Origin of the sequence: Rhodoplanes sp. (genome assembly GCF_013377085.1) — a bacterium.
Classification (GTDB): Bacteria; Pseudomonadota; Alphaproteobacteria; order Rhizobiales; family Xanthobacteraceae; genus Rhodoplanes.
In genome coordinates this window covers 35,862-46,602 of record NZ_JACAAX010000052.1, presented here as the reverse complement: position 1 = coordinate 46,602, position 10,741 = coordinate 35,862, and the positions used below count along the sequence as shown (strand labels likewise).

Genomic DNA, 10,741 nt, shown 5'->3' with positions numbered 1-10,741 from the left:
CGCTGACTCGGAGATTTGTATAAGCGTCAGCGCCGGTCTCGAGGCTCGGCCGGGGGTTGTGGGTGCCGCCGATCGGCCGCGCCGTCGGTCTCCTCGCCTTCGCCGGCCTGCTGATCGCCGCCCTGGTGCCGCTCGCCCGCCTGCGCTTTCCCTCGACGACGATCGGGCTCGGCCGGCTCGACCGCGATTCGGGCCTCGCCCATCGCCCCGCCACGGCAGCCGCCGACACCATCGCGACGCCCTCGGACGATCCCTGGTCGGTGGCGCTGTGGCGCGCCCATGTCGAGCGCTCGCTCGCCGCCGCCCGCGCCTTCCGGGTCGGCCTGCCGACGCCGCGCCTGGTCGGACGCGACCCGTGGGCCGTGCGCATGCTGGTGCTGCTGCTGGTCGCGGTCTCCTTCGTCTCGGCCGGCGGCGACCGGATGCGGCGGATTGCCGCGGCGTTCGATTGGCAGAGCGCCACCATCCCGAGCAATTTCCGCCTCGACGCCTGGGTGTCGCCGCCCGTCTATACGGGCCGTCCCCCCGTAATCCTGCCCGGCGTGCGGCCGGGCGAAACGGTGCAGAGCGCGCTCGCCGCCGTCACGGTGCCGGCCGGCAGCGTGCTGGTGGTGCGGGCGAGTGGCCAGGCGAGCCTCGACGTGTCGACCACAGGCGGCCTCGTCGAGGCGGCGGCCGACCCGGCCACCAAGGCGCCCGCCGGGGCCGAGGAGCGCCGCTTCACCATCAAGGAGCGCGGCACCGCGACGGTGCGCGGCCTCGGCCACGACCTCGCCTGGGCCTTCAACGCGACGCCCGACCGCGTGCCGACCGTCTCGCTCACCAAGGAGCCGGAGCCGCAGGCGCGCGGCGCCCTGCAGCTCACCTACAAGCTCGAGGACGACTACGGGGTGATCGAGGCGCGCGCCACCTTCGCGGCCAAGCAAGGCGCGACGACATCCGACGCGGCGGCGCGGCCGCTGTTCGACCCGCCCGACTTCACCCTGGTGCTGCCGCAGGCGCGCACCCGCAACGGCGTCGGCCAGACCACCAAGGACCTCACCGAGAACCCGTGGGCCGGCTCCGACGTGACCATGACGCTGACGGCCCGCGACGAGGCCGACAATGTGGGCAAGAGCGCCGCGGTCGACGTGCGGCTGCCCGAGCGGCTGTTCGTCAAGCCGCTCGCCCGTGCCCTGATCGAGCAGCGCCGCACCCTGGCGCTCGATGCCGACAGCCGCGACAGCGTCGCGGTGGCGCTCGACGCGCTCACCATCGCGCCCGACCGTTTCATGCCGGAGACCGGCACCTATCTTGGCCTGCGCTCGATCTTCTGGACGCTGACGCGGGCCAAGGGCGACGAGGAGCTGCGCGAGGTGGTGCGCGAGCTGTGGGCGCTGGCGACCCAGCTCGAGGACGGCAACGTGGCCGACGCCGAGGCGCGGCTGCGCAACGCCCAGGAGGCGCTGCGCCAGGCGCTGGAGCGCGGCGCCAGCGAGGAGGAGATCAAGAAGCTGATGGAGGAGCTGCGCGCCGCCATGCAGCAGTTCATGCAGGCGCTCGCCGAGGAGCTCCGCAAGAACCCGCAGATGGCGCGGCCGCTCGACCCCAACACCCGCCAGCTCCGCTCGCAGGATCTGCAGAGCATGCTGGACCGGCTCGAGCAGCTCGCCCGCTCGGGCGCCCGCGACGCCGCGCGCGCGTTGCTCGACCAGCTCCAGTCCATGATGGAGAACCTGCAGATGGGCCGACCGGGCCAGCAGGGCGACATGGACGACGACATGATGTCGGCGCTCGACGAGCTCGGCGACATGATCCGCAAGCAGCAGCAGCTCCGCGACAAGACATTCCAGCAGGGGCAGGACCAGCGCGGGCAACGCGGCCAGCGCGGACGCCGCGGCCAGCAGGGCGACCAGCAGCAGCAGGGCGACCAGCAGCAGCAGGGCGACCCGAGCGACTACAGCCAGCTCCAGCAGAACCAGCAGGGGCTGCGCGACCAGCTCAAGAAGCTGATGGAGCAGCTTCGCCAGCGCGGGCTCGGCCAGCCGCAGGACGGCAAGGGTGACCAACCGGGTGGCGACCAGCCGGGCGGCGACCAGTTCGGCCGCGCCGAGGACTCGATGGGCGACGCCGCCGGCGAGCTCGGCCAGGGCAATGCGGACGGCGCCGTCGACAGCCAGGGCCGCGCCCTCGACGCGCTGCGCAAGGGCGCCCAGGGGCTCGCCCAGCAGCTCCAGCAGCAGATGGGCCAGGGGCCCGGCCAAGGCCAGCCCGGCCGCATGGGGCAGCCGCGTGCCCGGCAGGATACCGATCCGCTCGGCCGGCCGCTGCGCGGCCGCGACTACGGCGACGACACCACCGTGAAGGTGCCGGGCGAGATCGACGTGCAGCGCGCCCGACGCATCCTAGAGGAGCTTCGCCGCCGCTTCGCCGATCCGCTGCGGCCGCAGCTCGAGCTCGACTATATCGAGCGCCTGCTGAAGGATTTTTGAGGCGCCACGGCTCGTCGGACGCGGAGCGCCTCTGCTCCTAGTCCGTCCCAGGCGCGAGACGCGGCCGAAGGCCGGCGTCTCGGACCATCAGGTCGCATCTGCGTCAGGCTGCGCCTGCGTGTCAGGCCGCGACCTTCCGGCATTCCTCGGCACAGGCGGCACACGCATCGGCGCACGCCTTGCAGACCGCGTGGTGGTCGGCGTGCTTGCGGCACTCCTTCTCGCAATCCAGGCACACCGCCTGCGCCAGCTTGGCCATGGCCGGGAGATGCGGCGAACCCGCGCTCGCGAGCTTGGCGAGCGCGCCGCACACGGCGCTCATCTGATCGACCGACCGCGCGCAGGCGGCGAGGCTGGTGTCGCCGGCGGCCAGGCTGTCGAAACAGTGGTTGATGCATGCCAGGCCCGCCCGCACGCAGTTCGTCGCGGCCGCCACCAGCGGCGCGTTCAGCCCCGATGGAGAGTCGTGGCCCGCGTGACCTTGGGCGAAGGCCGGTCCCGCGACGACGGCCAGGGCAGCGGCGGTCGTCAGCACATGTCTCCTGTTCATGCTGTATCTCCCTCGATCTCGACTGATGGGCGTCGAAGGCCCCGCGGCGCCCGAACGTCGGCAGATTAGTACCGGTCTCCCGGTCGTCCGGGAAGGCTCGGTATCGGGACGCGGGAGCCGAAGGCGTCAGCCGCCGCGGTCCGCACGCCCTCTGCCGCGCGCCCATAGGAAAAAGATCACGGCCAGCGCCAGGGCGAGGCTGAACCAGGTCAGCGCGTATTGCAGGTGGTTGTCGGGCAGGTTCGGCTGCAGCCTGGTGACGCGCGGCAGGCCGCCCGGCGCCGGCGGCGACTCCTGCTCGACGTAGAAGGGCGCGATCGTGATGCCCTTGGCCGCGGCGATCACGCCGGGATCGCGGGCGAACCACATGTTGCGGGCCGGATCGTCGGCGGGCGCGAACATCGGCCGCGCCTCGGGCCAGCGCATCACCGCGACGATCTCGACCGGACCGGCCACCTGCCCGGCCGCGCGCGCCTCCGGCGCCTTGTCGGCCTCGGGCACGAAGCCGCGGTCGACCATCACCAGGGCGCCGCCGTCGAGCCGGAGCGGCGTGAACACCCGGTAGCCGAGCCCGCCCGCCGCGGTGCGCGAGCCGGAGCCGATGGCGTAGACCAGCGCCTCCTTGTCGTGGAGAAACGTCCCGGCGAGCCGCACGCGGCGGAACTCGATCGCCTCGCGGGTCAGGCCCGGCCAGGCGGCAGGCGGCGGCAGCGGCACCGGATCGGCAGTCAGGCTCTCGGTGAGGGTGGCGATCAGGGCGCGTTTCCACGCCATGCGCTCGAGCTGCCAGACGCCGAGCCCGATCAGCACGGCGACCCCGACGAGCGACATCAGGGCCGGACCGAGCAGGCGGCGCCGCGGCGCCGCGGTGGATGCTGAATGGGTCATGGCATCGTCAGGGCGCGTCGTCGGGGCGAAACTTCCCCTCGGCCGCCTTGTGACGGAACTGCAGCGCGATCATCAGGCCCTTGAGCGGACGCAGCGGCGCCAGCGTGGTGATGAGGATCAGGGGCAGCCACAGCACCGCATGCAGCCAGAACGGCGGCTGATAGACGATCTCGGTGATCAGCGCGGCGGCCACCACCACGAAGCCGGAGAACGACATCACGAAGAAGGCCGGCCCGTCGCCCGAATCGATGAAGGCGAAGTCGAGCCCGCAGACCTCGCAATGCGGCCTGACGCCGAGGAAGCCGGCGAACAGCCGCCCCTGCCCGCAGCGCGGGCAGCGGCATCGCAGACCCGCTGCGAGCGGGTGCGAGATGGCCGGATGGTCGGTGCGCTCGTCCATCCTGTCTCAGTGTCCTCCCGCCGCCGCCCCGGCGCCATGGCCCCACACATAGATGCAGGCGAACAGGAACAGCCACACCACGTCGACGAAGTGCCAGTACCAGGCGGCGAACTCGAAGCCGAGATGCTGGGTCGGCGTGAAGTGGCCCGCGAAGGCGCGGGCGAGACAGACGGTCAGGAAGATGGTGCCGATGATCACATGGGCGCCGTGGAAACCGGTCGCCATGAAGAAGGTCCCACCATACACATTGCCCGAGAAGGCGAAGTGGGCGTGGGCGTACTCGAAGGCCTGCACGGAGGTGAAGCACAGGCCGAGCGCGACCGTGCAGATCAGGCCCCATTTGAGGCCCTCCCGGTCGTCGTGCAGCAGCGCATGGTGGGCCCAGGTGACGGTGGTGCCCGAGGTCAGCAGGATCAGCGTGTTCAAGAGCGGCAGGTGCCACGGATCGAAGGTCTCGATGCCCTTGGGCGGCCAGACGCCGCCGAACAGATCGGTGCGCGTGACCATGTTGTGCGCATCGGGGAACAGGGCCGAGTTGAAATAGGCCCAGAACCAGGCGACGAAGAACATCACCTCGGAGGCGATGAACAGGATCATGCCGTAGCGGTGCGATATCTGGACGACGCGCGAGTGGAAGCCGCCGTGCTCGGCCTCCTTGATGACGTCGCGCCACCAGCCCGCCATGGTGCCGAGCACCCCGGCCGCGCCGAGCGCGAAGATCCACGGCGCCGCCGCGAAGGCCTTGTGCATCCAGAAAATGGCGCCCACCGCCATGACGAAGGCGGACAGCGATCCGACCGCCGGCCACGGGCTCGGATCGACCAGATGATAGTCGTGCTGCTTGGCGGTTGCCTCGGCCATCGTCGCCTCCGTGTTGCCGGTCGTCTCGTCGGTGGTCTCGTCGCTGTTGCGAAGGCGCTGTCGCGCCGTCGCGAAAAGTCGGTGGTCAGGACCCGCCCGTGCGGGCCGCGGCCGGCTCGCGGGTCGGGTAGAACGTGTAGGACAACGTGATGGTGTTGAGGTCGTTCTGGTCGGCGTCCTTGGCGAGCGCCGGATCGACGAAGAACACCACCGCCATCTCGCGCGTCTCGCCCGCCTTCAGGCGCTGCTCGGTGAAGCAGAAGCAGTTGATCTTGGAGAAGTAGGCACCCGTCTGGGTCGGCGTCACGTTGTAGGCCGCCGTGCCCGAGGTCTCGCGCGCCGCCTGGTTGGTGACCGTGTAGTAGACCGTGACCACCTCGCCGAGCCTGACCTCGACGCTCGTCGCCTCGGGTGCGAACCGCCACGGCAGGCCGCGGCTGATATTGGCATCGAACCGCACCGTGATGCGGCGATCGAGCACCTCGCCGGGTCCGACGGTCGCCACCTGCGGGGTGCCGCCGAAGCCGGTGACGCTGCAGAACCAGGAGTAGAGCGGCACCGCCGCGAAGGCCGCCCCGACCATCAGCCCGACGAAGACGCCGCAGGCGAGCGCCACCGCGATGTCGCGGCGCTGGCGCGATGTGGCGGCCGGCCGTTCGGCTCGGGCGGACGGCGATCCAGAGGCGGGTGCGGCGGGGGTGTTCACGGCGCCCTCCTCACAGCGGCCGGTTCAGCACACCGGGGCCGAGCTTGACGATCGTGATGGCGTAGAACAGGACCACCAGCGCGCCGAGCGCCACCGCGATGGCGACCGAGCGGGCGCGTTGCCGGCGCTTCTGCTCCGGCGTGAGGATGATGCCGTCGTCGTGACGCAACGGGCGTCCGCTCATGACACACCTCCCAGACCGATCGCGGCGAGGCCGGCCGACACATAGGGTGCGACCCAGTGATCGACCAGCAGCACGGCGAACAGCACGAACAGATAGTAGAGCGAGAAGCCGAACAGCTTTTTGGCGAGCCGGTCGGTCGCCTTGGCGTCATCGGCGCGCCAGAGCCGCGTGGAAAGCCAAAGCATCTTGGCGCCGGCGATCGTCGCGACGACGCCATACAGGAGGCCGGCGCTGCCGAGCAGCCACGGCGACACGCCGACCGGCGCCAGCAGGGCCGCGTGGATAAGAATCTGCCGCTTGGTCTCGGCGACGCCGGAGACGACCGGCAGCATCGGGATGCCGGCGCGGGCATAGTCCTCGCTGCGCCACAGCGACAGCGCCCAGAAGTGCGGCGGCGTCCAGAAGAAGATGATCAGGAACAGCAGCACCGGCTCGACCGTCAGGCCGCCGGTCGCCGCCGCCCAGCCGATCATCGGCGGGACGGCACCGGCGGCGCCGCCGATGACGATGTTCTGCGAGGTCGCCCGCTTCAGCCACATCGAGTAGACGACCGCATAAAAGACGATCGTGAAGGCGAGCAGACCCGCCGCGAGCCAGCCGGCGACGAGGCCGAGCACGGCGACCGAGCCGACCGCGAGCGTGAGCCCGAAGGCGAGCGCCTCCCCCTGCGTCACCCGCCCGGCCGGGATCGGGCGGCACGCCGTGCGGGTCATCACGGCGTCGATGTCGGCGTCCCACCACATGTTGAGCGCACCGGCGGCGCCGGCGCCGACCGCGATGCAGAGGAGCGCCGCAAAGCCGAGCACCGGATGCAGCCGGTCGGGGGCCACCATCATGCCGACCAGCGCCGTGAACACCACGAGCGACATCACCCGCGGCTTCATCAGCGCCACGTAGTCGCGCACCTCGGCGAGGCTCGGCTCGACGGCGGCGACCATCGCGGGGGCCAGCCCGGGAGCGGTAGCGGGACGTGACAGATCGGCGCCGTCGGTGGCGAGGGACATGCGGGGGAGCTCGTACTCGGCAGTCGGATCTCAGCGTCGGTGTAGAAGCGGCGACGCGCGAAAAACCGGCGGCGCACCGCCGGTCCGTCTCATGCGAGGCGCATCAGCGAATGCGCGGCAGCACTTCGAACTGGTGGAACGGCGGCGGCGACGGAAGCGTCCATTCCAGCGTCGTCGCGCCGGCGCCCCACGGGTTCCCGGCGGCGTGTTCCTTGCGCAGAAAGGCGCGCGCGACGCCGACAAAGAAGATCAGCACCGCGACGCCGGAGATGTAGGAGCCGATCGACGACACCATGTTCCAGCCGTGGAAGGCGTCCGGATAGTCGGCGATCCGGCGCGGCATGCCGGCGAGCCCGAGGAAGTGCTGCGGGAAGAACAACAAATTCACGCCGACGAACGTGACCCAGAAGTGCAGCTTGCCGAGCCACTCCTCGTACATGTAGCCGGTGAACTTCGGGAACCAGTAGTACCAGCCGGCGAAGATGGTGAAGACGGCGCCGAGCGACAGCACATAGTGGAAATGCGCCACCACGTAATAGGTGTCGGTGAGCAGCCGGTCGACCGAGGCGTTGGCCAGCACGACGCCGGTGACGCCGCCGACCGTGAACAGGAAGATGAAGCCGAAGGTCCACAGCATCGGGGTGCGGAACTCGATCGAGCCACCCCACATGGTGGCTATCCACGAGAAGATCTTGATGCCGGTCGGCACCGCGATCACCATCGTGGCGGCGACGAAATAGGCCTGGGTGCCGGTCGAGAGGCCGACCACGTACATGTGGTGGGCCCACACGATGAAGCCGATGAAGCCGATCGACACCATGGCGTAGGCCATGCCGAGATAGCCGAACACCGGCTTCTTCGAGAAGGTCGCGACGATCTGGCTGATGATCCCGAAGCCCGGCAGGATCATGATGTAGACCTCGGGGTGCCCGAAGAACCAGAACAGATGCTGGAACAGCACCGGGTCGCCGCCGGCCTCGGGGGCGAAGAAGGCGGTGCCGAAATTGCGGTCGGTCAGCAGCATCGTGATGGCGCCGGCCAGCACCGGCAGGGCCAGCAGCAGCAGGAACGCCGTCACCAGGATCGACCACACGAACAGCGGCATCTTGTGCAGCGTCATGCCAGGCGCGCGCATGTTGAAGATCGTGGTGATGAAGTTGATGGCGCCGAGGATCGACGAGGCGCCGGCGAGATGCAGCGACAGGATGGCGAAGTCGACGGCCGGGCCCGGATGGCCGAGCGTCGACAGCGGCGCGTAGATGGTCCAGCCGGCGCCGACGCCGTTGGCGCCGGGCTCGCCCTCGACGAACAAGGACATCAGCAGCAGCGTGAAGGCCGCCGGCAGCAGCCAGAACGAGATGTTGTTCATGCGCGGAAACGCCATGTCGGGCGCCCCGATCATCAGCGGCACGATCCAGTTGCCGAAGCCGCCGATCAGCGCCGGCATCACCATGAAGAACACCATGATGAGACCGTGCGCCGTGGTGAAGACGTTGAAGGTGTGGGCCGAGGCGAAGAACTGCATGCCCGGGTTCTGCAGCTCGAGCCGGATGCCGATCGACAGCAAGGCCCCGACGACGCCGGCCATCATGGCGAACACCAGGTACATCGTGCCGATGTCCTTGTGGTTCGTCGAGTAGACGTAGCGTCGCCAGCCGGTCGGGTGGCCGTGCGCGTGGGTGTCGTGAGCCGTTACGGTCGCATCCATGGTCGGTTCCTCGAGTCGTCGGGGCTGCCGCCGCGCGGCCGGCGCGCGGCGAACCGGCTCAATCGGTGATCCGGGGTGCGGCGGCGACCGCCACGGGCGCCGGAGACGGCGCCGGGAACGGGCTCGCGGCGAACTTCTTCTTGGCGTCCTCGACCCAGGCCGTGAAGGCCTGCTCGCTGACCACCCGCACGGCGATCGGCATGAAGGCGTGGTCGCGGCCGCACAGCTCGGAGCACTGCCCGTAATACATGCCCTCGCGCTCGGCCTTGAACCAGGTCTCGTTCAGGCGGCCCGGGATTCCGTCCATCTTCACGCCGAAGGACGGTACTGCGAAGGAGTGGATCACGTCGGCGCCGGTGACCTGAACGCGCACGACCTTGCCGACCGGAACCACCATCTCGTTGTCGACCGACAGCAGCCGCGGCTGGCTCGGCTTGAGCTCGGCGTCGGGAACCATCAGCGAATCGAACTCGAACTTGCCGTTGTCCGGATAGGCGTAGCTCCAATACCACTGCTTGCCGGTGGCCTTGACGGTGATGTCCGCCTGCGGGGTGTTGAGCTGCACGAACATGATGCGGAAAGAGGGCACCGCGATGACCACCAGGATGATCACCGGCACCACGGTCCAGATCACCTCGATCAGCGTGTTGTGGGTGGTGCGCGACGGCGTCGGGTTGGCGCGCGCATTGAAGCGCACCGTAACGACGATCAGCAGCACGAGGACGAGCGCGACGACCGCCGCGATGATCCACAGCAGCAGGGTGTGGAACCACACCACGTCGGTCATCACCGGGGCCGCCGGTTGCTGCATGCCGAGCTGCCACGGCGAGGGCTGGCCGAGGCCGGCCCAGGCGGACCCACCGATGGTGAGCAAGGCGGCGGTGGCGAGCGCCACGCAAAGCAACCGGAGAACTCCCTGCATCGTGGTCTCTGCTCCTTCGTCGGTTGACGGGCATCCGCAACACCTGCCGGGGCTGCGCACGCGAGGCGGCGAAAAGCACGGATCCAAAACCGGATGAAGTCAGGAGGTTCCGCGGCGCACACGAAGGGCGCATCTGCGGACGGCCTCGACGGCACCGGGGGTATGCACCGCGATTGAACCTTTCAAACCACACTTCCGCCCTACTCGCAATGTGCCTCATGGGGCGATGCGCACGGAATCGACGCAGGTGCGAAACGAGCCGCCAGCCGACTGTCGGCACCCGCCGCGGACGAGGACGTGAAGCAAACCGACAAGCGCCTTTGACGGCGCGACCGTGTACACAGACGGCGTGATTCCGTATCAAGACCTTAGTCACGCTCGTCCTTCGATTCTGGGGCGGCGCCGCGGACGAGGATCCGCCGCACCGTCCGACCAGGGAGCCCGCGATGGGTGCGTTCTCGAAACAATTGGCGGCTGCGCGCCGAGGGCTGCCGTCCCTCGTGCTGCGATTCGTGCTCGCCGTCACGGCGAGCGCCGCCCTCGTCTCCGCCGCCGCCGCGCAGGGCGCGGTGCGCTCGGTCCACGCCGACTGGCAGATCCGCTGCGAGACGCCGCCGGGCGCCCAGAGCGAGCAGTGTGCGCTGTTCCAGAGCGTGGTCGCCGAGGACCGCGCCAATGTCGGCCTGACCGTGCTGGTGCTGCGCACCGCCGACCAGAAGACCCGGCTGATGCGCGTGCAGGCGCCGCTCGGCGTGCTGCTGCCGGCCGGCCTCGGCCTCAAGGTCGACAATGCCGATGTCGGTCGCGCCGGCTTCGTGCGCTGCCTGCCGCGCGGCTGCTACGCCGAGGTCGTCATGGACGAAAATCTGATCAAGCAGTTCCGCAGCGGCCAGACCGCCACCTTCTTCATCTTCCAGACGCCCGAGGAAGGCATCGGCTTTCCGATGAGCCTCAAAGGATTCGGCGACGGATTCGACAAGCTTCCTTGACAGTTTTGTTGTCCAGCACACACCACGGATGGCTCGGGGACGTCGGCGGACGCGGCTG

Annotated in this window: 11 protein-coding genes; 2 read left to right on the top strand and 9 right to left on the bottom strand. The window is 69.6% G+C overall.

Annotated elements, in window-relative coordinates:
- Window positions 1-62: 62 nt before the first annotated feature.
- Window positions 63-2,471 (top strand): TIGR02302 family protein, encoded by a 2,409-nt coding sequence (locus tag HXX10_RS25985; protein WP_296526214.1) that lies wholly within the window; start codon window positions 63-65, stop codon window positions 2,469-2,471.
- 121 nt (window positions 2,472-2,592) lie between these two features.
- Here the strand turns inward: HXX10_RS25985 and HXX10_RS25980 are convergent, their stop codons facing one another.
- The 9 genes from HXX10_RS25980 to coxB form a co-directional block, all read right to left on the bottom strand.
- Window positions 2,593-3,048 carry a Csp1 family four helix bundle copper storage protein gene (locus tag HXX10_RS25980; protein WP_296526219.1) on the bottom strand — a complete coding sequence of 152 codons (456 nt, stop codon included), beginning with the start codon at window positions 3,046-3,048 and terminating at the stop codon, window positions 2,593-2,595.
- Window positions 3,049-3,147: 99 nt separating this feature from the next.
- Window positions 3,148-3,909, bottom strand: a complete 762-nt coding sequence (locus HXX10_RS25975; RefSeq protein WP_296526213.1) for an SURF1 family protein — start codon at window positions 3,907-3,909, stop codon at window positions 3,148-3,150.
- Window positions 3,910-3,916: 7 nt separating this feature from the next.
- Complete coding sequence (locus HXX10_RS25970; RefSeq protein WP_296526212.1) at window positions 3,917-4,309, bottom strand: DUF983 domain-containing protein; 393 nt, start codon at window positions 4,307-4,309, stop codon at window positions 3,917-3,919.
- A gap of 6 nt (window positions 4,310-4,315) precedes the next feature.
- The gene (locus tag HXX10_RS25965) at window positions 4,316-5,170 is read right to left on the bottom strand and encodes a cytochrome c oxidase subunit 3 (protein ID WP_296526211.1); all 855 of its coding nucleotides are present in this window, start codon (window positions 5,168-5,170) and stop codon (window positions 4,316-4,318) included.
- 85 nt (window positions 5,171-5,255) lie between these two features.
- The gene (locus HXX10_RS25960; RefSeq protein WP_296526210.1) at window positions 5,256-5,876 is read right to left on the bottom strand and encodes a cytochrome c oxidase assembly protein; all 621 of its coding nucleotides are present in this window, start codon (window positions 5,874-5,876) and stop codon (window positions 5,256-5,258) included.
- 10 nt (window positions 5,877-5,886) lie between these two features.
- Complete coding sequence (locus HXX10_RS25955) at window positions 5,887-6,060, bottom strand: hypothetical protein (protein ID WP_296526209.1); 174 nt, start codon at window positions 6,058-6,060, stop codon at window positions 5,887-5,889.
- Window positions 6,057-6,998, bottom strand: coding sequence for a heme o synthase (locus tag HXX10_RS25950; RefSeq protein ID WP_296526218.1), 942 nt, complete (start codon window positions 6,996-6,998; stop codon window positions 6,057-6,059). Before HXX10_RS25950 ends, HXX10_RS25955 begins: the two co-directional genes overlap by 4 nt.
- 169 nt (window positions 6,999-7,167) lie before the next feature.
- Window positions 7,168-8,772 carry a cytochrome c oxidase subunit I gene (ctaD, locus tag HXX10_RS25945; protein ID WP_296526208.1) on the bottom strand — a complete coding sequence of 535 codons (1,605 nt, stop codon included), beginning with the start codon at window positions 8,770-8,772 and terminating at the stop codon, window positions 7,168-7,170.
- 58 nt (window positions 8,773-8,830) lie between these two features.
- Window positions 8,831-9,694: a cytochrome c oxidase subunit II gene (gene coxB / locus HXX10_RS25940; protein WP_296526207.1), complete on the bottom strand. Its 864-nt coding sequence runs from the start codon at window positions 9,692-9,694 to the stop codon at window positions 8,831-8,833.
- A 446-nt stretch (window positions 9,695-10,140) separates the two neighbouring features.
- Between coxB and HXX10_RS25935 the strand changes: the two genes are divergently transcribed.
- The gene (locus HXX10_RS25935) at window positions 10,141-10,683 is read left to right on the top strand and encodes an invasion associated locus B family protein (protein WP_296526206.1); all 543 of its coding nucleotides are present in this window, start codon (window positions 10,141-10,143) and stop codon (window positions 10,681-10,683) included.
- Window positions 10,684-10,741: the final 58 nt, after the last annotated feature.

What these genes read in the sequence shown, in the direction of transcription:
- HXX10_RS25950 (WP_296526218.1), bottom strand. Translation starts at nt 6,998, where the DNA reads ATGGTCGCCGCCGTCGAGCCGAGCCTCGCCGAGGTGCGCGACTACGTG.
- coxB (WP_296526207.1), bottom strand. Translation starts at nt 9,694, where the DNA reads ATGCAGGGAGTTCTCCGGTTGCTTTGCGTGGCGCTCGCCACCGCCGCC.
- HXX10_RS25965 (WP_296526211.1), bottom strand. Translation starts at nt 5,170, where the DNA reads ATGGCCGAGGCAACCGCCAAGCAGCACGACTATCATCTGGTCGATCCG.
- HXX10_RS25970 (WP_296526212.1), bottom strand. Translation starts at nt 4,309, where the DNA reads ATGGACGAGCGCACCGACCATCCGGCCATCTCGCACCCGCTCGCAGCG.
- HXX10_RS25935 (WP_296526206.1), top strand. Translation starts at nt 10,141, where the DNA reads ATGGGTGCGTTCTCGAAACAATTGGCGGCTGCGCGCCGAGGGCTGCCG.
- ctaD (WP_296526208.1), bottom strand. Translation starts at nt 8,772, where the DNA reads ATGGATGCGACCGTAACGGCTCACGACACCCACGCGCACGGCCACCCG.
- HXX10_RS25955 (WP_296526209.1), bottom strand. Translation starts at nt 6,060, where the DNA reads ATGAGCGGACGCCCGTTGCGTCACGACGACGGCATCATCCTCACGCCG.
- HXX10_RS25975 (WP_296526213.1), bottom strand. Translation starts at nt 3,909, where the DNA reads ATGACCCATTCAGCATCCACCGCGGCGCCGCGGCGCCGCCTGCTCGGT.